This window comes from Aureimonas phyllosphaerae (genome assembly GCF_900113065.1).
GTDB lineage: Bacteria > Pseudomonadota > Alphaproteobacteria > Rhizobiales > Rhizobiaceae > Aureimonas > Aureimonas phyllosphaerae.
The window spans coordinates 1-21,087 of the sequence record NZ_FOOA01000031.1; the positions used below are offsets into that span (position 1 = coordinate 1).

The 21,087-nt window shown below is 66.4% G+C and carries 24 protein-coding genes and 1 tRNA gene; 20 read left to right on the plus strand and 5 right to left on the minus strand.

Features of this window, described 5'->3' with window-relative positions; translation table 11 throughout:
• The 3 genes from BM175_RS22880 to BM175_RS20730 all read left to right on the plus strand — a co-directional run.
• On the plus strand, positions 1-339 hold a 339-nt coding region (locus tag BM175_RS22880; protein ID WP_210185818.1), incomplete at its 5' end, for a hypothetical protein.
• Positions 340-519: 180 nt separating this feature from the next.
• Positions 520-2,472, plus strand: coding sequence for a methyl-accepting chemotaxis protein (locus tag BM175_RS20725; RefSeq protein ID WP_244546102.1), 1,953 nt, complete (start codon positions 520-522; stop codon positions 2,470-2,472).
• 201 nt (positions 2,473-2,673) lie between these two features.
• Complete coding sequence (locus BM175_RS20730) at positions 2,674-5,046, plus strand: bifunctional diguanylate cyclase/phosphodiesterase (protein WP_090966569.1); 2,373 nt, start codon at positions 2,674-2,676, stop codon at positions 5,044-5,046.
• Between the two features lie 125 nt (positions 5,047-5,171).
• Here BM175_RS20730 and BM175_RS22885 read toward each other — a convergent pair whose 3' ends face one another.
• Positions 5,172-5,348 (minus strand): YlcI/YnfO family protein, encoded by a 177-nt coding sequence (locus BM175_RS22885; protein WP_175526955.1) that lies wholly within the window; start codon positions 5,346-5,348, stop codon positions 5,172-5,174.
• A gap of 76 nt (positions 5,349-5,424) precedes the next feature.
• Between BM175_RS22885 and BM175_RS20735 the strand changes: the two genes are divergently transcribed.
• The 6 genes from BM175_RS20735 (at position 5,425) to BM175_RS20760 (ending at position 8,547) form a co-directional block, all read left to right on the plus strand.
• Positions 5,425-6,273, plus strand: a complete 849-nt coding sequence (locus BM175_RS20735; protein WP_175526956.1) for a tyrosine-type recombinase/integrase — start codon at positions 5,425-5,427, stop codon at positions 6,271-6,273.
• A 71-nt stretch (positions 6,274-6,344) separates the two neighbouring features.
• The gene (locus BM175_RS20740; protein ID WP_090966524.1) at positions 6,345-6,569 is read left to right on the plus strand and encodes a DUF7940 domain-containing protein; all 225 of its coding nucleotides are present in this window, start codon (positions 6,345-6,347) and stop codon (positions 6,567-6,569) included.
• Entirely contained in the window at positions 6,566-7,108 is a 543-nt protein-coding gene (locus BM175_RS20745) for a lysozyme (protein ID WP_210185819.1), read from the plus strand. The genes BM175_RS20740 and BM175_RS20745 overlap by 4 nt, the downstream gene beginning before the upstream one ends.
• A complete protein-coding gene (locus tag BM175_RS20750) occupies positions 7,108-7,437 on the plus strand; it encodes a ubiquitination-like system serine protease family protein (RefSeq protein ID WP_090966526.1) in 330 nt (109 codons plus the stop codon). Before BM175_RS20745 ends, BM175_RS20750 begins: the two co-directional genes overlap by 1 nt.
• On the plus strand, positions 7,434-7,886 hold the full coding sequence (locus BM175_RS20755) for a hypothetical protein (RefSeq protein ID WP_090966528.1): 453 nt from the start codon (positions 7,434-7,436) through the stop codon (positions 7,884-7,886). The genes BM175_RS20750 and BM175_RS20755 overlap by 4 nt, the downstream gene beginning before the upstream one ends.
• Positions 7,887-8,061: 175 nt before the next feature.
• Complete coding sequence (locus tag BM175_RS20760) at positions 8,062-8,547, plus strand: hypothetical protein (protein ID WP_090966530.1); 486 nt, start codon at positions 8,062-8,064, stop codon at positions 8,545-8,547.
• Positions 8,548-8,559: 12 nt separating this feature from the next.
• On the opposite strand, the gene BM175_RS20765 is transcribed toward BM175_RS20760, so the two are convergent.
• Entirely contained in the window at positions 8,560-9,972 is a 1,413-nt protein-coding gene (locus tag BM175_RS20765) for a DUF6538 domain-containing protein (protein WP_090966532.1), read from the minus strand.
• 133 nt (positions 9,973-10,105) lie between these two features.
• A tRNA-Ser gene (locus BM175_RS20770) sits at positions 10,106-10,195 on the minus strand.
• A 262-nt stretch (positions 10,196-10,457) separates the two neighbouring features.
• Between BM175_RS20770 and BM175_RS20775 the strand changes: the two genes are divergently transcribed.
• The 4 genes from BM175_RS20775 (at position 10,458) to BM175_RS20790 (ending at position 13,678) form a co-directional block, all read left to right on the plus strand.
• Positions 10,458-10,790 carry a hypothetical protein gene (locus BM175_RS20775; RefSeq protein WP_139224744.1) on the plus strand — a complete coding sequence of 111 codons (333 nt, stop codon included), beginning with the start codon at positions 10,458-10,460 and terminating at the stop codon, positions 10,788-10,790.
• 5 nt (positions 10,791-10,795) lie between these two features.
• Positions 10,796-11,467, plus strand: coding sequence for a peptide-methionine (S)-S-oxide reductase MsrA (gene msrA, locus BM175_RS20780; protein WP_090966536.1), 672 nt, complete (start codon positions 10,796-10,798; stop codon positions 11,465-11,467).
• 167 nt (positions 11,468-11,634) lie between these two features.
• The gene (locus BM175_RS20785) at positions 11,635-12,633 is read left to right on the plus strand and encodes a BMP family lipoprotein (RefSeq protein WP_090966538.1); all 999 of its coding nucleotides are present in this window, start codon (positions 11,635-11,637) and stop codon (positions 12,631-12,633) included.
• Positions 12,634-12,742: 109 nt separating this feature from the next.
• Positions 12,743-13,678, plus strand: a complete 936-nt coding sequence (locus tag BM175_RS20790; RefSeq protein WP_090966540.1) for a nucleoside hydrolase — start codon at positions 12,743-12,745, stop codon at positions 13,676-13,678.
• Here the strand turns inward: BM175_RS20790 and BM175_RS20795 are convergent, their stop codons facing one another.
• Positions 13,679-13,885, minus strand: coding sequence for a SlyX family protein (locus tag BM175_RS20795; RefSeq protein WP_090966542.1), 207 nt, complete (start codon positions 13,883-13,885; stop codon positions 13,679-13,681).
• Positions 13,882-14,316: an acyl-CoA thioesterase gene (locus BM175_RS20800; protein ID WP_090966544.1), complete on the minus strand. Its 435-nt coding sequence runs from the start codon at positions 14,314-14,316 to the stop codon at positions 13,882-13,884. The genes BM175_RS20795 and BM175_RS20800 overlap by 4 nt, the downstream gene beginning before the upstream one ends.
• A 156-nt stretch (positions 14,317-14,472) precedes the next feature.
• On the opposite strand from BM175_RS20800, the gene BM175_RS20805 reads away from it, so the two are divergent.
• The 7 genes from BM175_RS20805 to deoA are packed head-to-tail and all read left to right on the plus strand — an operon-like array spanning position 14,473 to position 21,086.
• A complete protein-coding gene (locus BM175_RS20805; protein WP_090966546.1) occupies positions 14,473-16,002 on the plus strand; it encodes an ABC transporter ATP-binding protein in 1,530 nt (509 codons plus the stop codon).
• The gene (locus tag BM175_RS20810; RefSeq protein ID WP_090966548.1) at positions 15,999-16,448 is read left to right on the plus strand and encodes a VOC family protein; all 450 of its coding nucleotides are present in this window, start codon (positions 15,999-16,001) and stop codon (positions 16,446-16,448) included. Before BM175_RS20805 ends, BM175_RS20810 begins: the two co-directional genes overlap by 4 nt.
• Positions 16,445-17,584, plus strand: a complete 1,140-nt coding sequence (locus BM175_RS20815; RefSeq protein WP_090966550.1) for an ABC transporter permease — start codon at positions 16,445-16,447, stop codon at positions 17,582-17,584. The genes BM175_RS20810 and BM175_RS20815 overlap by 4 nt, the downstream gene beginning before the upstream one ends.
• Positions 17,584-18,552, plus strand: coding sequence for an ABC transporter permease (locus BM175_RS20820; protein ID WP_090966552.1), 969 nt, complete (start codon positions 17,584-17,586; stop codon positions 18,550-18,552). Before BM175_RS20815 ends, BM175_RS20820 begins: the two co-directional genes overlap by 1 nt.
• A 34-nt stretch (positions 18,553-18,586) precedes the next feature.
• Positions 18,587-18,979, plus strand: a complete 393-nt coding sequence (locus BM175_RS20825; RefSeq protein ID WP_090966554.1) for a cytidine deaminase — start codon at positions 18,587-18,589, stop codon at positions 18,977-18,979.
• Positions 18,979-19,779: a purine-nucleoside phosphorylase gene (locus BM175_RS20830; RefSeq protein ID WP_090966556.1), complete on the plus strand. Its 801-nt coding sequence runs from the start codon at positions 18,979-18,981 to the stop codon at positions 19,777-19,779. Before BM175_RS20825 ends, BM175_RS20830 begins: the two co-directional genes overlap by 1 nt.
• Positions 19,779-21,086, plus strand: coding sequence for a thymidine phosphorylase (gene deoA, locus BM175_RS20835; protein ID WP_090966558.1), 1,308 nt, complete (start codon positions 19,779-19,781; stop codon positions 21,084-21,086). The genes BM175_RS20830 and deoA overlap by 1 nt, the downstream gene beginning before the upstream one ends.
• Position 21,087 lies beyond the last annotated feature (1 nt).

Consider the following 21,087-nt stretch of genomic DNA (forward strand, 5'->3'; position numbering starts at 1 on the left):
GAGGCGATGGCGATCCTTCGTCGGAACGGCATTCCGGCCCGCAAGATCCAGATCTACACCCTGCTCGGCAACGAACCCTACGAAGCGTGTATGCAGCGCGTCCAAGAGGTGATCGAGTGGGGTGGTGAGCCGTACTGCCAGCCGCTGATGAAGCTGAACGCGCTCACGCGCGACCCGCACGTCAAGCACGACTGGACGGCCAAGAAGCTCCGGGCAGTCGCGCGTTGGGCAAACAACCACATGTGGCGGTCAGATGCGCCACGGTTCGAGGACTACGATCCGCGCGTCAGGCGTGCACCTCGGGCCAGGTACGATCCGAGGCAGGGGCTGATGATCTGACCAGAGTCACCTGCGTATTCAAGTGCCACTGTTTGGCGGGTGCGACAACCTGCCCCATAAGAAGGGGCTCTGAGATGAAACTTCCGGAGTAGGTGCGTCGAAAAATTATCGTTCGGTAAATGTGTCGTGGCTAAACCCATCACGATGACGTTTGGTCAGTGTGATGGGAGCGTTCGCGCCGTGCTTCAGAACACAAGTATTTTCCGCAAGTTTCTCCTGTCGATCGCAGCCGTCAGCCTAATCGGGCTGGGATTGTCGACCTATGGTGCGTTTCAGATGGATCGCATAGGGCGCGACTATTCCGCGATTATCGACGTGAACGACCCTGCGGTTGTCAAACTTGCTCGCGCAGGTCGAAACGTCAGCGATGCAGCCTACTCCGGTTATAAAGTCATCGCCAATGATGGCCAAAGTGCCGAGGCTAAGGCTGCAAGCGCCAACTTCGATGAGAAGATGCAAGCGACTCGACAATTTCTGGACGAGATCAACGCGAGTCTTCCCGTCTACGGCCCAGCGGTTTCCGATATGATCGCTGACGTTAACGAGATCGCCGTTCAAGGTCGCAATGCGATCAACCTAGGAATGCAAAATCGCGACGATGAAGGCAAAGCCGTTTTGGCTACCATGGATGAAACAGTTGCTCAGTTCGTCCCACGTTATCAGGACCTGCGCGATCGCATGCTCAGCGACAACGCCGCTGTCTCCGGCGCACTGACTGCACAAACCTGGTCTACCATCTATACGACAATTGGACTGTCGCTAGCCGGACTTCTTCTGGGTCTCATCGGGGCGGGGCTCATGGCGTCACGCGGCATCACCGACCCACTGTCGCTGCTTCGCAAGCAAATGGATCGACTTGCTGCAGGACATCTCGATGTTGCAGTTACGGGTGCTGAACGTGGTGATGAAGTCGGAGCGATGGCCCGCACGGTCGAGGTGTTCAAGCAGGCAAGCCTAGAGAAAGTGCGCCTGTCCACCGAGGCTGACGGCGCTCGCCGAGCGCAGGCAGAGCAGCGCGATCGCCAGTCGGCGATCGACAACGCCAAGGCCGAAGACCTTCGCGCTTTCGTCCAACAAGTTGAGGCGGGCTTCACCCGCCTGTCGGCAGGCGATCTCACGGTGAGGATGGATCAGCCTGTAGCGCCCGAGTTCGAGCCAATCCGCATGCAGTTCAACCAGTCCGTTGCGCAGCTCGAGAATACGATCGGCCAAGTCGTCGGCGCCGTCGGCGCAATGCGCTCCGGTTTGTCGGAGATCACGATCGCAGCCAGTGACCTGTCGCAGCGCACCGAGCAGCAGGCGGCAAGCCTGGAAGAGACCGTCGCGGCGCTCGGGCAAGTGACGCGCGGCGTCGGCGAAACGGCCGCTCAGGCTGACGCGGCACGCCAGACCGCCACAGTTGCCTGCCGCGAGGCGGAGAAGGGTGGCGAGGTCGTCGCACGGGCTGTTTCGGCGATGGCCGAAATCGAGGCGTCCTCACAGCGCATCGGCAATATCATCGGCGTCATCGACGAGATCGCCTTCCAGACGAATCTCCTAGCCCTCAACGCCGGCGTCGAGGCGGCGCGCGCAGGAGAGGCCGGTCGAGGTTTTGCGGTGGTGGCGCAGGAAGTCCGCGGCCTTGCCCAGCGCTCGGCCGAGGCTGCCAAGGAGATCAAGGAACTGATCTCTGTCTCGGGGACGCAGGTCAGCTCGGGCGTCGAGTTGGTGACAGCGTCCGGTCGCTCGCTAGAGACGATTGTCGCGCAGGTCGGCGGCGTCGCGCAGACGATTGCGGAAATGGCAAGTGCCGCGCGCGATCAGTCTGTCGCCCTTCGCGAAGTGTCGATCGCCGCCGATCAGATGGACAAGGTCACTCAGCAAAACGCGGCGATGGTGGAAGAGACCACTGCGGCTGCACAAGCGCTATCTGCAGAGACCGAGCAACTCGCTGTGCTTGTGGCTGAATTTTCTACCCAACGGGGCCATGGGGGCACACACCGCAACTCGCCCGCATCGAGCTCAGCGCTTTCCAGGCATTCGACTGCGCCAACTCGCTCGGCTGTCCGCTCGATCCCCCAGATGCGAAGCATAGGCCATGGGGGTGCTGCATCCAAGGGCAGTCCAGCCAATGACGGTTGGGAGGAGTTCTAACGCAGCACGATGTGACGGCACGCGCGTCGTCAGCTGATATAAGCGGCTTTTATCGCCTAGGCCGAAAAGCGGCATAACTTGCAGTGGAGCAGGATTCCACTGGAAGAGGTGCGGCGGGCGAAGGAGCAGCTCTGACCTCGAATAAATTATATACCGTGCCCTTTCATGCAAAAGTGAGATGTGGGGACGCATACTTACACGATGACGCAAACCATCGCCCGCCTCGCTGCCGACCATTCGTTTGGCTTTGTTGTTACCGCCGTCTTGATTTGCGTCGTGGCAGGCTGGCTCGTCGCCAAGCTTGCGTCGAATATTCCGGTGGCCAAGCTCGAACATCGAAAGCTATGGATCGCTGGTACAGCCGTTGTGGCCGGGATCGGTGTTTGGACGACCCACTTCATAGCGATGCTCGGCTACAGGCCGGACATGATGCTGGGTTACGAAGGTGGAACAACGACCCTGTCGGCTTCGGTGGCCGTGGCCGTGGTGGGTGGCCCACTGAGCTTCGCGCCGATCTGTCGCTCTTGGCACTCACGCTCTGCCTTGGGGGCCGTGGCGGGCCTCGGTATCGGAGCGATGCACTACAGCGGCATGGCGGCGATCCAAGGCTGTCTCCAGTTGCATTCTCCGCTTTCCAGCGCAATGGCGACCGGCATCGGCGCGTCCTGTCTTGCGCTTGCTTGCGGATTGCCACCCCGTCTCGCAACGTCGCGCGTGTTCTGCGCACTCTTCACGATCGCCGTTGGAGGCACGCACTTCATCGCCATCGCCGGAACGAGCTTGGAGCCGGTGGCAGGGCAGATCATGGTTCCGCATGCGAATGTCGCACTTAGCATTTTTACTGCAGTGGGCGCTGCCGTCCTGTTCCTTGGAGCTTTCCTCACGATTCTGACCGCCCAACGCTTCGAGGCCCAGGAACACGCCCACTCAGCGGTGCTGCGGACCGCTCTCGACAACATGTCGAACGGTCTGGTGTATCTCGACGGCGATGAACGAGTGCGCCTCTACAACCGACGCTATTTGGAGATCTACGGTTTTGATGATGCCACGGATCTGACCGGGCTGACAGTCGACCAGATCGTGGATCTCGTCGGAGACAAACACTGCTGGGATGATGCCCGTCGCCAGCAGGCTCGAGCCCGTCTTGGGAGTTGGCGTACCCTCGATCGATGCACCTCGATCGACTACCCGATCGACGACGGACGCATCATGCAGGTCGAGATCCGTCCGGTCGAAGCGGGTGGCACGGTTGTCACTTTCGACGATGTGACAGGAGATCGTCTGGCGCAGCGCCGGATCACAGAACTTGCCTTCTGTGATCCTCTGACCAAGCTTCCCAACCGTAGAGCCCTGAACGAGCGCATGGAGCGCGACTTCTTACCCAAGCAGCGTTTCAAGTTGCTCCTCCTCGATCTCGATCGGTTCAAACCTGTCAACGATACCTATGGACACGCGGTGGGAGACCGCCTGCTTATCCAGGTCGCTGAACGTCTGAGGCGGATCGCTGGCCCCGATGGCTTCGCGGCTCGTCTGGGCGGCGACGAGATGGCTCTCCTCGTGTACGGCGACCTCGATCAGGCGACGGCAGTCGCCGAACAAGTGATCGAGGCGATCGCTCAACCGTTCCAGATCGACGACATAACCCTATCGATCGGATGTAGCGTCGGCATGTGCTGTACCGACGACGCGCGCGATGCAGTCGAACTGTTGCAGTTCTCTGACATGGCCCTTTACGAGTCGAAGCGGCATGGGCGGGGTCGGTCGAGTTGCTACACGCGTGGCATGCAGGAAGCTGTTTCCGAGCGCGTCCAGATCGAGACCAACATGCGCACCGCGATCGAGCGGGGCGAGATGCATCTGGCGTTCCAGCCCGTGCTGGCACTGACTGATGATCACGTGATCGGATACGAGGCGCTGATCCGTTGGGATCATCCGACGCTGGGAGCCATCTCTCCGGTACAGTTCATTCCGATGGCGGAGGAGACGGGTCAGATCGTTCCGATCGGCGCTTGGGTCTTACAGGAAGCCTGTCGTCAGATCGCGTTACTACCCGGCGACGTCTATGTCGCGGTCAACGTCTCGCCCGTGCAGTTCCGTTCGCCGCTTCTTCTCAGCCATCTGACGCAAGCCCTGTCTCAAAGCGGCCTGCCAGCCCATCGATTGGAGATTGAGCTCACCGAGACGGCGATTGTTGAGGATGGGTCGCAGATCGCGACCATGCTGGAAGCTATTCGTCGCCTTGGTGTGACGGTGGCCATGGACGATTTTGGCACGGGCTATTCGTCGCTGGCGCACCTGCGGGACTTTCCAGTGGACCGGATCAAGGTCGACCGCTCCTTCGTGGCAACTGCGGAGTCCGACCGCCATTCCATGGCCGTCTTGGAAGGCATCACGCATATCGCTCGAGCTCTCGGCATCCCTGTCCTTGCGGAGGGAGTTGAGACGCCATCACAACTCGAACTTCTGCGTAAGATCGGCTGCGATGCAATCCAGGGCTACCTGGTCGGACGACCCGAGCCGTTGGTGCGCGCCGCAACATCGCAACCATCAACTTCACAACGAGTCTTCGCATGAGGCCCATGTCCGGCTGTGGGGGCGCTGAATGTCTTGAAAGAGGCTTCTAAGGGTCGATAGCTGCCGGCTGGACCGACCAGAGTCCCCTCCAGGTCAAATGGTGGGGTGGAGGGTCATCTCAAACTTCACTCATTCCCGCCCTTCGCGAGCGTCTTCTCGCGGAGGGTGACCTCCTTCTCGATCGCGTCACGGATCATGTCGAGGCGTGGTTCGCCGTCACGAAGGACCGCATCCATCCGAGCTATCGCGCCTTCTGGAAGGCGCAGGTTCAGGCCCTCCGGCATGAGCTTCTTTCGCCCCATGTTAACCACTCCTCCAAGCCCTCGTTGACCGCATCCGTGTACACGATATGTCTTACCGTGTACACGTTAAATGCTGATGAAGGAGATCGAGATGACGGGGTTCGGTGCGAAGAACGTCACCTTCGACGAGGCGGCGGAGAGCTACATCAAGCACGGCGGCGAGGCGCGATACCTACCGAAGATCAGGGCGCATATCGGCGACCGGCTCCTGATCGAGATCCCGCCGGCGGCGATCCGCGAAATGGCGATGGAGCTTTATCCGCATGCCATGCCGTCGACCCGCAACCGGCAGGCCGTCACACCCGCCAGCGCGGTGATGTTCCACGCCCATGACATGGGCTGGGCGCCGCCGCTCCGCATCCGCAAGTTCAAGGCGCCGCGCTCGACGAAGCACTCGCCCGTCAACGCCGCCTGGCTGACCGCCTTCCTCGCGCAGTCGGACGCCGATCGCCTCTACCATCTGTCGGCGCTCGTCATCTTCATGAACCACACGGCCGCGCGCGTCTCCGAGGCGATCGAGCTGACCGGGGAATGGGTCGACTTCCGCACCCGCACCGCGACGCTGGTTCGTACGAAGACCGATCGCATGGCGAAGCGCGTCCTGACCGACGAGCTGGTCTTCCGGCTGCACAATCTCGGTCTGCGCGAGGGCGAGCGCGTGTTCCGCTACACGAACCGCGCCTCGGTGAACGAGCGGATCCGCGCCGTCTGCCGGCGGGCCAGGATCGACTTTCGCCCGACACACTCGGTCGGTCGCCACTCGTTCGCGACCAACGCCATGAACCTCGGCCTCGGCATCAAGACGGCCATGGAGGCGGGAGGGTGGCGATCGTCGAAGGTCTTCCTGGAGACCTACACCCATTCGGAGAACGCCGGGCGCATCGTCGCCGAGCGCTTCAACCTGCAACGGTACGGCGGGATGTGACGTCCAGCCGACCCGACTACCCAACCGCAAGCCCGGCCATCGTGCCGGGCTTCGTCGTTTAAGGAGCACCTATGTCCCTCGTCGCCAACTGGCGCCAGCTGCTGAAGCGTGCCTGGTCGTTGCGCTTCATCGCGCTGACGTTCGCGCTCATCGCGATCGATGTCGCCCTGCCTGCATTCGAAGACGCGCTGGGCCTACCTGCGCGCACCTTCGCCGTCCTGTCCGGCCTGTGCTCGGCAGCGGCGTTCGTCGCGCGGCTCCTGCCGCAGCCGTCCATTTCGGGAGACGAGCAGTGAGCGCCGCGGGAAAGGGCGGGCGCGTCGCCCGCGTGAAAAGCCGCTATATCGCCGGCGGCGCGGCCGGTGCCGCTCTCCTTGCCTTCGCCACGACCTACACGGCCGGTTGGGAGGGAACGAGCTACAAGGCGTACCTCGACACGATCGCCCAGCCGCCGGTCTGGACGATCTGCCAGGGCGACACCTACGGCGTGAAACCCGGCATGGTCGAGACCAAGGCCGGCTGCGAGGTCCGTCTGCGTCGTCAGATCCTCGAGCATGAGGCGCGCATGCTCACCTGCGCGCCCGAACTGCTGAAGGCGCCCGGCGAGACCTACGTTGCGATCAACGACTGGGCGTACAACGTCGGCACTGGCGCTGCCTGCCGCTCGTCCTTGATCCGCAAGGTGAAGGCGGGCGACCTCCGCGGCGCCTGCAACGAGTTGAGCCGTTGGGTCTTCGCCGGCGGCAAGGTGGTGAAGGGCCTCGCCAATCGCCGGGTCAACGGCCTGCCGGGCCTCATCAGCGAGCGCACGTTGTGTCTGCGGGGGCTCGATTGATGGCCGCGCGCGGGGTCCTGCGCACGGTCGCCGGCGGCAGCCACCTGTTCTACTGCCCCGGCTGCCGCGGCATGCACCGCGTCGGGCCGGGCTGGTCGTTCAACGGCGACTACGACCGGCCGACGTTTCAGCCGTCTGTCCTGGTGCAGGGTGTCGAGGACCTGACCGATGAGGAGCACGGCCGGGTGATGGCGGGCGAGGCGGTCGCGCCCCGGCCGTTCGTCTGCCACTCGTTCGTCACCGACGGCCGGATCCAGTTCCTCACCGACAGCACGCACGCGCTGGCCGGCCAGACGGTCGACCTCGCGCCGGCCGGTGGCGAAACATGATCGGCGCTTTCGAAACGATCAAGGCGGCGATCGCGGTCGTGGTCGGCATCATGCTCGGCTGGGCCGCTTCCGCACTTTACGCCGAGACCGTCTCGCTTCCGGCGGCACGTGAGGCCGGCCGGGCCGAGGAGCGCATCGTCCACGAGGAGCAGCGCCGGAAGGCCGAAGCGCAGATCGAAGCCGGCCGGCGCGCCGCCCAGCTCGAGATCGACACCATCGAGCGCCGGTACCACGAGCGCGCCGCCATCGACCCGGCGCGCGTCTCCACCCTTGAGGCGGCCATCGACCAGGAGGACGCACGTGTCCAATCTCTACCCCAAGCCGTACCTCAAGCTCGCGGTGGCGCTTGCCGTCCTGCCGTTCCTCGGGGCTTGCGCGACGCGCTCGACCCCATCGGTCGCGCCGAGGCTCGCGACCATCCCGCAGGTCCTTCTGCTGCCATGCGCTGAGGCGGTGCCGCTGCCTGAGCGCGATCTGACGACGACTGAGACGGTCCGGCTCTGGGGCCAGGACCGTCTCGCTCTGGGCGCCTGCCGGGAACGGCAGGACGCTCTGGCCGGTGCCGCGGCCGCTCTCGAACGGCAGGGGCAGTCCGCCCCTGCCGACCATCCTTAGGAGCGCGCGATGAGCGACACGGAACACGACCGGCCGGAGCCGGTCGCAGAGCAGGACGGCATGACGATCTCGACCAAACATCTCGTCGCGATCGCGCAGGCCCTCGGATTGGCGATCGCCTTCGCGTCGGGGATCACCGCCTGGAATGGAGTGGTCAACGACATCGGTCGAATCGACCGTGAGATCGCGACGCGCTCGCAGGCGCGCGACGCTTGGGTCGCAGCCCATGAGACGCTGCACAAAGAACGTCTCGCCGAGGTGCGAAACCGGGAAGGGGCCGTGGATGCCCGGCTTTCGGCGATGGACGGTCAGATCCGCAAGCTCGACGAACTGTCGTTCCGCGTCGGCGCGACCGAGCAGAGCGCGAAGACGACGGCCGAGGCGATCAAGAACCTCGAGGCGACGGTCAACGACCAGTCGGCCAACATCCGGGTGATGCGCGAGATCCTGGAACGGCAGGAGGAGCGTCGGCGCAGCGAGGTGAAGCCGCGGTAGGAGCGCCTGCTCCTACGCCTCTTCGCCGGCCGGATAGATGGCGATCTTCAGGATCCACTCCAGCTTCTTTGCTAGGGTGGGTCCGCTGCCATAGTCCGGCCGGTCGAACTTGTGGCCCATCAGCTCAGAATCGATGAGGTCCGGTGCGTCGGCATCGGTCAGACGATCCTTGAAACCATGTCGGAGCGAGTAGAGCGTGTGCCGCTTGGTTTCGCGCAGGTCGTTTTCCGACAGGAACTTGTTCACCGTCGCTGAGAGCGTGCCGCCCTGATCCTTGTAGATGCCGCCGGCCGCCAGCAGCAGGCGGGCGCCATCGAGCGATGGGCCGACCAGAGGCAGGTCGCGCGCGGAGTACTTCGTCTTCAGCTTGCGACCGCGGTACTGGATGATCGTGATGAACGGGATATCCGCCTCGAGATGAATGTCCTCGACGCGTAGTGCAGCCAGCTCGCTCGGGCGGGCACCGGTGTTGACCATTGTGAGCACCACGCCGCGGGCGGCTTCGTTCAGCCCGTCCAATGCGCCGGGTGCCAGCAGCTTGTCGCGAATGAATTCGGCGGAGTAGGGAGGCCGCTTTTCGTCGTCCCCTTCGTCGGAGAACCGCAGGCCTCGGAAACGGCGCGGCAGGTCGAGATCGTGCCGATCCGAAACCTTGGCGATCATCTTCCCGATGTGAGTGAGATCCTTGTTGCCTGTCTCGGCCTTGAGCGGTCGCGGCTTCTTCGTTTTCCCTCCGGCGACGGTTATCTCCTCCGCGTTCTCAGCTTCCTCCTGGATGCGTTCGAACCACCAATCCCGAAACGCGACCGCATCCGAGCGCGAAAGGTCCGCGATCGGCTTGTCGCCCAGAACGCTGATGATGTTGCGCACGGCGCGGTGGAGCGGCAGGCGCCACTTCCGCACCTGCATGTCGGACATGGTCAGCCGTTCGTCGCGGGTGGCTTTCTCATATTCCTCAACGAGAGTGGAAAGGAGGATGGCCGGCTCGGGCACGGCCCCGGTCAGAGCGGCCACAAGCTGCTTCTCATCGACGGGGATCTTCGGCCCATCGGTCGCGCCGTCGCCTTCCATGGCGACCCCAAGCTTTCGAAGCCGCGCGATCAGTTCGTGGTCGGGGAGGTCAAGCGAAGTCAGCGCTGCCGGCTGGCGATAGATGAAACCCTCCAGTCGGGCGCGGTCGACGGCCGCTTGGTACCGGGCGCGAGCGTTCGGGTCTGCGCCTTTGGCCAGCGACGCCCAGTATCCTTCGACAGCGTCGTTCACGCGGTCTCGCGCGACCACGGCCTCTGCGAGGTCGTCGGTCTCGAGGCTGATCCGAACCTGCTTGCGTGGATCCTTGTCGGCGAATTTCGTCGGGACGCGGCGCTCGTAGTGCCATCGGCCGTCCCGCCGCTTCAACCATTTGAGATCCTTCGAGCGCGTCACGCTAGATCGCCTGACGCTCGAAATGTCGCACGGAATGTCTCACGGCTCGGCCCTCGCTCGATCCAGCCTGTCGGCTGGGAACGCTGCAAGTCCTGTCACACAAGCGATCTGGTGGTCAATGGTAGATAAAAACTGGCGGAGGGAGGGGGATTCGAACCCCCGATACGGTTTCCCGTATACACACTTTCCAGGCGTGCGCCTTCAACCACTCGGCCACCCCTCCTGACCCGCGGATCGGAAGCCTTGGAGGCTCGGGCCGACGCCGGTACGGTGGCGCGGACTATCACTGGAACGCTTCGTCTGGCAAGCGGTTTCGTCGCCAGAGCGCTCGTGTTCGGCTGCATATGCCTGCGGTGCGGGGTGTCGGACGACGTTGCGGGGCGCGCGAGGCGACACCATATGCGGGCTATCATGCTGGCCCGGTCGAAGCGGCGGCGGCCACTGGTCGATCGCGCCGCGTTCCTTTGGCGGAGGAGGACGAAGCGATGCGGCTTTTGGCTTGGGTGGTGCGCGTTGCCGGATGCCTGATTCTGGCGGCCGCGACGGCGCTCGCGGTGGGCGACATCGCGCGCTCCCTCGCATCGGGCGCGACGACCCTGATGCCGCTCGAGACCGCCGCACGCATGGCCGGGCTCACCGTGTTCGACGCGGCGAGCAACGCGGTGGCGGCGAGCGGCGTCTTCGCGTCCGAAGGGCGCGGCGCGAGCCTTGCCACCGAAATCGGCCGCCAGCCCGCATCCATCGTCCTCGGCCTTGCCGGGGTAATCCTTCTTGCCGTCGGCCGGCCGCCGCGCCGCGTCACGCGAACCCAGAGGTGAAATCCATGTCATTCCTCGACCGACTGATGAAGAAGACGACGCTGCCCACCGCCGAGGAGGCGCTGCCCGGCCGTCCGGCCGCCATCCCGACCGCCGAGCGCCATTTCGTGTCCGGCGCGCCGATCAAGGGCCCGTTCCCGGCCGGCACAAAGACGGCGATTTTCGGCCTCGGCTGCTTCTGGGGCGCGGAGCGCAAGTTCTGGCAACTGCCGGGCGTCGTCACGACGGCGGTCGGCTACGCCGCGGGCTCGACGCCCAATCCGACCTACGAGGAGGTCTGCTCGGGCCGCACCGGCCATAACGAGGTCGTGCTCGTCGCCTACGATCCGGCGAAGGTGTCCTACGAGACGCTGCTGAAGACGTTCTTCGAGGCGCACGATCCGACGCAGGACATGCGCCAGGGCAACGATGTCGGCACGCAGTATCGCTCCGGCATCTACTGGACGGACGAGGACCAGCGCGAGGCGGCGGAAGCCGCGCGCGATGCCTATCAGGCGGCCCTCGCGAAAGCCGGGCATCGCGGGCAGATCACGACCGAGATCCTGCCGGCGCCCGAGTTCTACTATGCCGAGGACTATCACCAGCAGTACCTCGCCAAGAACCCGCGCGGCTATTGCGGGCTCGGCGGCACGGGCGTCAGCTGCCCGGTCGGCCTTGGGGCCGTTGCCGCCGAATAGGCGGGGAAGCCGCCTCCTCGCGCCCTTGCGGGGCGCGGGAATTTGAGTTGAGTATGGCGGCCGGCCATGCCAGTCCGACGGACGGCATGGCCGGCCTTTTCATTTGCGGGATACGCCGCGGGATCGGCCGTCAGCCGTCTTCGCGAAACAGGGACACGACCCGACCCATGAAGCATCTTCTCGCCGGCCTGATGGCCGCCTGCACGCTCGGCCTCGCCGGCCACGCGCTTGCCGCCGAGTTCAAGCCCGCCGTGATCTTCGATCTGGGCGGCAAGTTCGACAAGTCCTTCAACGAGGCGGCCTTCAACGGCGCGGAGCGCTTCAAGAAGGAGACGGGCGTCGCGTATCGCGAGTTCGAGATGCAGAACGAGACGCAGCGCGAGCAGGTGCTGCGCCGCTTCGCGCGCGACGGCCATTCGCCGATCATCGGCGTCGGCTTTGCCCAGCAGGCGGCGATGGAGAATGTCGCAAAGGAATATCCCGACCTCCAGTTCGCCATCATCGACACCGTGGTCGACCGGCCGAACGTGCGCTCGATCCTCTTCAAGGAGGAGGAGGGCTCCTACCTCGTCGGCATGCTCGCGGCGCTGAAGTCGCAGACCGGCACGGTCGGCTTCGTCGGCGGCATGGACATTCCGCTGATCCGCAACTTCGCCTGCGGCTACAAGGGCGGCGTGCTCGCGGCCAAGAGCGACGCCAAATATCTCGAGAACATGACGGGCACGACGGCGGCCGCCTGGAACGATCCGGTGCGCGGCGGCGAGCTCGCCCGTTCTCAGATGGACCAGGGCGCGGACGTCGTGTTCCACGCCGCGGGGGCGACCGGCATCGGCGTGCTGCAGGCCGTGGCGGACGCCGGCAAGCTCGGCATCGGCGTCGATTCCAACCAGAACATGCTGCATCCCGGCAAGGTCCTGACCTCGATGGTCAAGCGCGTCGACAACGCCGTCTACCAGGCCTTCAAGGATGCGCAGGGCGGCCAGTGGACGGCCGGAACGCAGACGCTCGGCCTGAAGGAGGACGGCGTCGGCTATGCCGTCGACGACAACAACGAGGCGCTGATCACGCCCGAAATGACGGCGGCGGTCGAGAAGGCCAAGGCCGACATCATCGCCGGCACGATCAAGGTCCACAACTACAACACCGACAACGCCTGCCCCTACTAAGGTTCGGCTCGTCTCGAACGACCCCGGCGGCGCCCCTTGCGGGCGCCGCTTCGCGTTCCGGGCCACGCGATGCTATGCGCGGCGTGAAAGACAAGACGGAGGCTTCACCTTGCGCAAGATCATCTTCGACACCGACCCGGGACAGGACGATGCGATCGCGATCCTCGCCGCGCTCGGCTCGCCGGAACTCGATGTTCTGGGCATCGTCGCCGTGGCCGGCAACGTGCCGCTGCATCTGGCCTCCACCAATGCGCGGCGGATCGCGGAGCTGGCCGGGCGCGCCGACATTCCGGTCTATGCCGGCGCGGAACGGCCGTTCCTACGCCCGCTCGTCACCGCCGAGCATGTCCATGGCGAGACCGGGCTCGACGGCCCCGACCTGCCGCCGCCCGCCAACCCCTTGCGCGAGGGGCACGGCGTCGACTTCATCATCGACACCGTGCGGGCGCACGAGCCGAAGAGCGTGACGATCGCCGCTCTCGGGCCGCTGACGAACGTCGCGCTGGCGCTTCTGAAGGCGCCCGACCTCGCCGAGCGTCTCGCGGGCATCGTCCTGATGGGCGGCGCCTATTTCGAGGTCGGCAACGTGACGCCGACCGCCGAGTTCAACGTCTATGTCGATCCGGAAGCGGCGGCCTCGGTCTTCGCCAGCGGCGTCGATATCACCGTCTTGCCGCTCGACGTGACGCATCAGATGCACTCGACTCCCGCGCGCATCGAGGCGTTCGGCAAGATCGGCAACAGATCGGGCACGGCGGTCGCGGCGATGCTGTCGTTCTCCGAGGTCTACGATCTCCAGAAGTTCGGCTGGGAGGGCGCGCCGCTGCACGACCCCTGCGTGACCGCCTTCCTCGTGAAGCCGGAGATGTTCGAGGGGCGACGCGTCAACATCGAGGTCGAGACCGGCAGCGCGCTCACGCGCGGCATGACGGTCGTGGACTACTGGGGCGTCACCGAGCGAGCGAAGAACGCGTTCTTCGTGCGCTCGGGCGATGCGGGCGCCTTCTATGCGCTGCTCGTCGAGCGCGTCGCGCGGCTGCCCTAATCAGTAGTGCGGCGGCCGGGTGATCTCCGCCCGCGGCGTCGCGCTCTCCTCCAGTTCGAGGAGCCGCTGGACCAGCGCCTTCAGCGTCTTCTCCAGCCGCTCGATGCGCTGGCCCTGCGCCGCCATCTCGGACGAGAGCTCCTCGACCGTATGGGTCTGGTGGGCGAGCGCGATCTCGAGTTCGGTGATGCGGGTCTCGTCGCTCATGCGGCAAGCGCCTCCAGCGCGCGGCGAAGAACGTCGGGCACCGGCGCCGGACGTCGGGTCGCCTTGTCGACGTGGACATGGACGAAGAGCCCTTCGGCGGCGGCGAGGTCCTCGTCGTTGCGGAAGATGCCGATCTCGTAGCGGATCGAGGTCGTGCCGAGATGTCCGACCCGGAGGCCGACGCGCACGCGATCGGGATAGCCGACCTCCGACAGGTATCGGCAGCCGGTCTCGGCCACGAAGAACATCGAATCCTCGGCCGAAAGGCCGGTGCCGAACAGCCAGTTCGTCACCGCCGTGTCGAAGAAGGCGTAGTAGGCCGCGTTGTTCATGTGGCCGTACATGTCGTTGTCGGACCATCGCGTCGTCACGTCGACGAAGGCGCGGTAGTCGGCGCGGCTCTGGCGGGGGCGTCTGGGCGTTTCGGACAAGGGGCACCGTCGGGTTCGTCTCGTTTCGCCACATGGGGCCGACACGGTCTGTGGATCAAGGCCTCGTGCGGCCTACTTCAGCGGGGCGGGCGGTCTGGCGCTTCGCTGCGCGGATCGATAACCTGACGCAAACGTAAGAACGGCGATGGGATCGGCATGGCCCCTGCGATCGAGCTGATCGGCATCTCCAAGACCTTCGGCGCCGTGCGCGCCAACCGCGACATCAACCTTGTCGTGGAGAAGGGCACCATTCACGGCATCGTGGGCGAGAACGGCGCGGGCAAGTCGACGCTCATGTCGATCCTCTACGGCTTCTATCAGGCCGACGAGGGCGAGATCCGGGTCGGCGGCAAGCCGGTTGCGATCCCCGATTCCAACGCGGCGATCGCGGCCGGCATTGGCATGGTCCACCAGCACTTCATGCTGGTCGAGCCCTTCACGGTTCTGGAAAACATCATGCTCGGCGCCGAGCAGTCCGGCCTCCTGTCGCCCGGCATCCGTCGCGCACGCGCCGAGCTTCTGCGCCTCGAGAAGGAGCACGGGCTGGCGATCGACCCGGACGCCGTGGTCGAGACGCTGCCCGTCGGCCTTCAGCAGCGGGTGGAGATCTTGAAGGCGCTCTATCGCGGCGCCGAGATCCTGATCCTCGACGAGCCGACGGGCGTGCTGACGCCTGCCGAAGCCGACCAGCTCTTCGCCGTGCTCCGCCAGCTGCGCGCCGAGGGCAAGACCATTGTCCTCATCACCCACAAGCTGCGCGAGATCCTGGACGTCACCGACAACGTCTCGGTCATGCGCCGCGGCGAGATCGTCGCGACGCGCAGGACGCGCGAGACCAGCGCCGGCGAGCTTGCCGAGCTGATGGTCGGGCGCCGCGTTCTCCTGCGTGTCGACAAGAAGCCGGCCGCGCCTGGCGCTCCGCTTCTGGAGGTCGAGGGGCTATCGGTGCGCGACGGGCGCGGCGTCGCGATGGTCGACGGCGTGTCGTTCGCCGTGCGCGCGGGCGAGATCGTTGGCATCGCCGGGGTCGCGGGCAACGGCCAGTCCGAGCTTCTGGAGGCGCTGTCGGGCATCCGCCGCGCCGAACGGGGCCGGATACGGCTGAAGGGCGAGCCGCTCGACCCGACCGGCGTGCTCGATCCGGCGGAGATGCGGACGAAGGGGCTCGCGCACGTGCCGGAGGACCGGCACCATGTCGGTCTCGTCCTGCCCTTCCGGGAGGCGGAGAACGCCGTCCTCGGCTACCACCGCGACCCGAGTCTCGGCTCCGGTCCGTTCCTCGATCCCAAAGCGATGCGCCGGGACGCCGAGGCGAAGATCGCCGCCTACGACATCCGCCCGCCGTCGGCGGACCTTCGCACGGCCAATTTCTCCGGCGGCAACCAGCAGAAGATCGTGCTGGCGCGCGAGATGGAGCGCGATCCCGCCGTGCTCCTGATCGGCCAGCCGACGCGCGGCGTCGACGTCGGCGCGATCGAGTTCATTCACCGCCGCGTCGTCGAGATGCGTGATGCCGGCAAGGCCGTGCTCCTCGTGTCGGTGGAGCTCGACGAGATCCGCTCGCTCGCCGACCGCATCCTCGTCATGTTCGCCGGGCGCATCGTCGGCGAGGTCGGGCCGGAGGCGGACGAGGGCGAGATCGGTCTCCTGATGGCGGGCGAGACCCGCCTCGAGGCCGCCGAATGAGGGACGCGCGCGTCTCGCTCATCACGCTCGGCGTTGCCGACCTCTCGCGATCCTCCCGCTTCTACGAGGCGCTCGGCTGGACGCGCACGGACGCCGGAAACGACAAGGTCGTCTTCCTGCAAGGGGAGGGGGTGGTCCTGTCACTCTTCGGTCTGAACGACCTCGCGGAAGACGCCGGCCTCAACGCCGGGCCGTTGCCGCGCTTCCGGGGCATGACGCTCGCGATCAACCTCACGTCCGAGGCCGAGACCGACCGGCTGTTCGCCGCAGCGATCGCGGCCGGAGGCGACGCCGTGAAGCGCCCCGAGACGGTCTTCTGGGGCGGCTATTCCGGCTATGTCGCCGATCCGGACGGCCATCTCTGGGAACTCGCCCACAACCCGTTCTTTCCGCTCGACGCGCAGGGGCGCATCGACCTGACCCCGCCTTCCGAGGAGCCGGCATGAGCCGACCCTATGCCAAGCTGCCCGCCTGGATCGACCATGGCGTGATCCCCCTTCTCAACGTCGTCGTCGCGTTCCTCGTGGCAGGGCTCGTGGTGCTGGCCGTCGGCGAAAGCCCGGTCGAGGCGGCCCGGCTCATGCTGCGCGGTGCCTTCGGCTACGGGGAGGGCTTCGGCTTCACGCTGTTCTACACGACCAATTTCATCCTGACGGGCCTTGCCGTCGCCGTCGCCTTCCACGGCGGTCTCTTCAACATCGGCGGCGAGGGGCAGGCCTATGTCGGCGGGCTCGGCGTCGCCTTCGTGGCGCTCAATCTCGGCTCGGTGCTGCCCTGGTGGGTGAACCTGCCGCTGGCGGTGGTCGCCTCCTTCGCGGTCGGCGCGGCCTGGGCCTTCCTGCCGGGCTATCTTCAGGCCAAGCGCGGCAGCCACGTCGTCATCACGACGATCATGTTCAACTTCATCGCCTCGGCGCTGATGGTCTATCTCCTCGTCGGCCCCTTACGGCCGATCGGCACGATGCAGCCCGAAACGCGCCAGTTCGATGCGGGCGGGCAGTTGCCCAAGCTCGGCAGCCTGTTCGATGCGCTCGGCTTCGACCTCGGCGGCGCGCCGCTGAATGTCACGTTCTTCGTGGCGATTCTCGCCGCCTTCGCCGTCTGGGTGCTGATCTGGCGAACCCGGCTCGGCTACGAGATCCGCACGCTCGGCTTCTCGCCGTCCGCCGCGCGCTACGCCGGCATGAAGGAGACGCGCCTCGTCGTCACCATCATGCTGATCTCGGGCGGCCTTGCCGGCATGATGGCGCTGAACTCGGTGATGGGCGACCAGTACCGGCTCCAGCTGAATTTCCCGGCCGGCGCCGGTTTCGTCGGCATCGCCGTCGCCCTCATGGGCCGCGGGCATCCGGCCGGCATCATCCCGGCCGCCCTTCTCTTTGGCACGCTCTACCAGGGCGGGGCGGAACTCGCCTTCGACATGCCGACCATCTCGCGCGACATGATCGTCATCATCCAGGGGCTGGTGATCCTCTTCGCAGGCGCGCTCGAGAACATGCTGCGTCCCGGCGTCGGGGTCATGTACGGGTTCCTGCGGTTGCGAGAGACCGGGCCGAAGCCGTCCGGCGGGGAGGCACGCTGATGGATCTCGCCGGTCTCCTCAATCTCCTCGATTCCACCATCCGCCTCTCGACGCCGCTGATCTTCGCGGCGCTCGCCGGGCTGTATTCCGAGCGCTCGGGCGTCTTCGACATCGGCCTCGAAGGCAAGATGCTGGCCGGCGCCTTCGCCTCGGCCTCGGCCGCCGCCGTCACCGGCTCGGCGATCCTCGGTCTCCTGACCGGCGTCGGCGTCGCCGTCCTGTTCGCGCTGGTCCATGGCCTTGCCTCGATCACCTATCGCGGCAACCAGATCGTGTCGGGCGTCGCGCTGAACTTCATCGCCTCGGGCCTCACCATCATTCTCGGCAGCGCATGGTTCATGCAGGGCGGCGTGACCCCGCCGCTCGGCCCCGACCAGCGCTTCCTCGGCATCGAGCTGCCCGGCGCGGAGGCCCTGCGCGACGTGCCGGTCGTCGGCTTCCTCTATTCCGGGCTCCTGTCGGGGCAGAACGCGCTGGTCTGGCTCGCCTTCCTCGCCGTCCCCTTCACCTGGTGGGTGCTCTATCGCACGCGCTTCGGCCTTCGCCTCCGGGCGGTCGGCGAGAACCCCGGCGCCGTCGATACGGCCGGCATCTCGGTCGCCTGGCTCCGTTATCGCGCCGTGATCATCTGCGGTGTCCTCACGGGCCTCGCCGGCACCTATCTTGCGATGGCGCAGTCGGCCGGCTTCACCCGCGAGATGACGGCGGGGCGCGGCTATATCGCGCTCGCCGCCCTGATCTTCGCCAACTGGAAGCCGGTGCCGACGCTGCTCGCCTGCCTCCTTTTCGGCTTCCTCGATGCCGCCTCGATCCGGCTGCAGACGACGCCGCTGCCGGGCATCGGGCAGATCCCGCCGCAGTTCGTCCAGGCACTGCCCTACATCCTGACGGTGATCCTCCTGGCCGGCTTCGTCGGCAAGTCGCGGCCGCCGAAGGCCGGCGGCGTGCCCTACGTCAAGGAGCGCTGACGCCCGCTCCCTCCTCGAACGCTTGAGTTTTCCCATGTCCGAAGACCTCTTCCTCAAGGCCCGCGCGGCGATGAAGAAGTGCCATGCGCCCTATTCGAACTTTCCCGTGGGCGCGGCTCTGCGCACCGAGGACGGGCGTATTTATTCGGGATGCAACATCGAGGTCGTCAGCTTCCCCGAGGGCTGGTGCGCGGAGACGACCGCGATCGCCCACATGGTGATGGACGGCGGCGGCAAGATCGCCGAGATCGCGGTCGTCGCCGAGCGCCTGCGCGCCTGCTCGCCCTGCGGCGGCTGTCGCCAGCGCATCGCCGAGTTCGCGCGGCCCGAGACGCGGGTCTTCCTGTGTGACGCGACCGACGGCGTCATCGAGACGGTGCTGATGGACGAGCTCTTGCCCAAGGCCTTTCCGAGGGACGCGGTCTGATGGGCGAACTTGCCGACGCGCTGCGATCGCAGCTCGGCGCGCGGGCGCCGCGCATCGCGCTGGTCCTGGGGTCCGGCCTCGGCGCGCTCGTCGACGCCGTGGAGGAACCCAAGCGCGTGCCCTATTCCGCGCTGCCGGGCATGCCCGTCTCGGCCGTCAGCGGTCACGCCGGAGAGGTCGTGATCGGCTGGCTCGCCGGCGTCGAGATCGTGATCCTGTCCGGCCGCATCCACTACTACGAGTCCGGTGATCCCGCCGCCATGCGCCCCGCGCTGGAGGCGTTGAAGGCGATCGGCATCGAGATCCTCGTCCTCACCAATGCCGCCGGCTCGGTCAATCCGTCGATCCAGCCGGGCGAGGTCATGCTGATCGAGGATCACATCGCCTTTTCCGGGCGAAACCCGCTGATCGGCGAGCCGTCGGACGCCCGCTTCGTCGGGATGACGACGGCCTACGACGAAGCGCTGCGCACGGCGATGCTGCGCGGCGCCGTGAAGGTGGAGGAGGGGCTGCACCGCGGCGTCTACATGTGGTTCTCCGGCCCGTCCTTCGAGACGCCGGCCGAGATCCGCATGGCGAAGGTGCTCGGCGCCGATGCGGTCGGGATGTCCACGGTGCCGGAGACGATCCTCGCACGGTTCCTCGGCCTTCGCGTCGTCGCCGCCTCGGTCATCACCAACATGGGCGCCGGCATCACGGGCGACGAGTTGAGCCACACCGAGACCAAGGAGGTCGCCCCGCGCGGCGGCGCTCGCCTCGCCCGCATCCTGGCGGCAGCCCTGCCGCACATCGCCGCCTGATGCTGCCGCAGGAGATCATCCGGCAGAAGCGCGACGGCCGCGCCCTGTCCGCCGACGAGATCGCGGCTTTCGTCTCCGGCGTCGCGGACGGGCGCGTCAGCGAAGGGCAAATCGCAGCCTTCGCCATGGCCGTCTTCCTGCGCGGCATGGACGCGGGCGAGACGGTCGCACTGACGCGGGCCATGCGCGATTCCGGCGAGGTCCTCGACTGGTCGGACCTGCCCGGCCCCGTCCTCGACAAGCATTCCACCGGCGGCGTCGGCGACAACGTTTCGCTGATGCTGGCGCCAATCCTGGCCGCCTGCGGCGCCTTCGTGCCGATGATCTCGGGCCGCGGGCTCGGCCACACCGGCGGCACGCTCGACAAGCTGGAAGCGATTCCCGGCTACTCCGTGACGCCGGACGGGGACACGCTGCGACGCGCCCTGCGCGAGGCCGGCTGCGCGATCGTCGGGCCGAGCGTACGCCTCGCTCCGGCGGACGGGCGGATCTACGCCGTGCGCGACACGACGGCGACGGTGGAGTCGATCCCGCTCATCACCGCTTCGATCCTGTCGAAGAAGCTCGCCTCCGGCGTCGACACGCTGGTGCTCGACGTGAAGACCGGCTCCGGCGCCTTCATGGCGGCGGCGGACGACGCGCGCGCGCTGATGCGCTCGCTGGTCGAGGTCGCGCGGGGCGCTGGCCTGCGCTGCACCGCGCTCCTGACCGGCATGGACGAGCCGCTGGCCCGCGACGCCGGCAATGCGCTGGAGATCGCCAACGCCATTCGTTTCCTCACCGGCCGGGGGCGCGACGCCCGCCTGCAGGCAGTGACGCTGGCGCTGGCCGGCGAGGTCCTCGCGGCCGGCGGGCTCATTGGAACGGCGACGGACGGTGAGGCCATGGCGCGCGCAGCTCTGGAAGACGGGCGGGCGGCGGAGCGCTTCGCCCGGATGGTGGCCTTGCTCGGAGGGCCGTCCGACATCGTCGAGAACCCTTCGCGATCGCTTGCCAAGGCGCATGTCCTGCGAGAAGTGCGGGCGACGCGAGCGGGCACAGTCGCCGCGATCGATACGCGCGCCCTCGGCCTGGCCGTGGTGGAACTCGGCGGCGGGCGCACGCGCCCCGGCGATCCGGTCGACCCGTCCGTCGGTCTCGCCGCGATCGTACCGCTCGGCACGACGCTCGTCCGCGGCGATCCGTTGTGCGTCGTCCACGCGCGGGACGAGGCATCGGCCGACAGGGCAGCCGCGCGCGTCGAGTCCGCCGTCAGACTGGCCGAAGCGGGCACCTCGTCGGCCGCCGTGATCGAGCGCTTCGGCTGAC

Coding starts and splice junctions, on each gene's coding strand:
- BM175_RS20730 (WP_090966569.1), top strand. CDS start 2,674: ATGACGCAAACCATCGCCCGCCTCGCTGCCGACCATTCGTTTGGCTTT.
- BM175_RS22885 (WP_175526955.1), bottom strand. CDS start 5,348: ATGGGGCGAAAGAAGCTCATGCCGGAGGGCCTGAACCTGCGCCTTCCA.
- BM175_RS20735 (WP_175526956.1), top strand. CDS start 5,425: ATGAAGGAGATCGAGATGACGGGGTTCGGTGCGAAGAACGTCACCTTC.
- BM175_RS20740 (WP_090966524.1), top strand. CDS start 6,345: ATGTCCCTCGTCGCCAACTGGCGCCAGCTGCTGAAGCGTGCCTGGTCG.
- BM175_RS20750 (WP_090966526.1), top strand. CDS start 7,108: ATGGCCGCGCGCGGGGTCCTGCGCACGGTCGCCGGCGGCAGCCACCTG.
- BM175_RS20755 (WP_090966528.1), top strand. CDS start 7,434: ATGATCGGCGCTTTCGAAACGATCAAGGCGGCGATCGCGGTCGTGGTC.
- BM175_RS20760 (WP_090966530.1), top strand. CDS start 8,062: ATGAGCGACACGGAACACGACCGGCCGGAGCCGGTCGCAGAGCAGGAC.
- BM175_RS20775 (WP_139224744.1), top strand. CDS start 10,458: ATGCGGCTTTTGGCTTGGGTGGTGCGCGTTGCCGGATGCCTGATTCTG.
- msrA (WP_090966536.1), top strand. CDS start 10,796: ATGTCATTCCTCGACCGACTGATGAAGAAGACGACGCTGCCCACCGCC.
- BM175_RS20785 (WP_090966538.1), top strand. CDS start 11,635: ATGAAGCATCTTCTCGCCGGCCTGATGGCCGCCTGCACGCTCGGCCTC.
- BM175_RS20795 (WP_090966542.1), bottom strand. CDS start 13,885: ATGAGCGACGAGACCCGCATCACCGAACTCGAGATCGCGCTCGCCCAC.
- BM175_RS20805 (WP_090966546.1), top strand. CDS start 14,473: ATGGCCCCTGCGATCGAGCTGATCGGCATCTCCAAGACCTTCGGCGCC.
- BM175_RS20810 (WP_090966548.1), top strand. CDS start 15,999: ATGAGGGACGCGCGCGTCTCGCTCATCACGCTCGGCGTTGCCGACCTC.
- BM175_RS20815 (WP_090966550.1), top strand. CDS start 16,445: ATGAGCCGACCCTATGCCAAGCTGCCCGCCTGGATCGACCATGGCGTG.
- BM175_RS20820 (WP_090966552.1), top strand. CDS start 17,584: ATGGATCTCGCCGGTCTCCTCAATCTCCTCGATTCCACCATCCGCCTC.
- BM175_RS20825 (WP_090966554.1), top strand. CDS start 18,587: ATGTCCGAAGACCTCTTCCTCAAGGCCCGCGCGGCGATGAAGAAGTGC.
- BM175_RS20830 (WP_090966556.1), top strand. CDS start 18,979: ATGGGCGAACTTGCCGACGCGCTGCGATCGCAGCTCGGCGCGCGGGCG.
- deoA (WP_090966558.1), top strand. CDS start 19,779: ATGCTGCCGCAGGAGATCATCCGGCAGAAGCGCGACGGCCGCGCCCTG.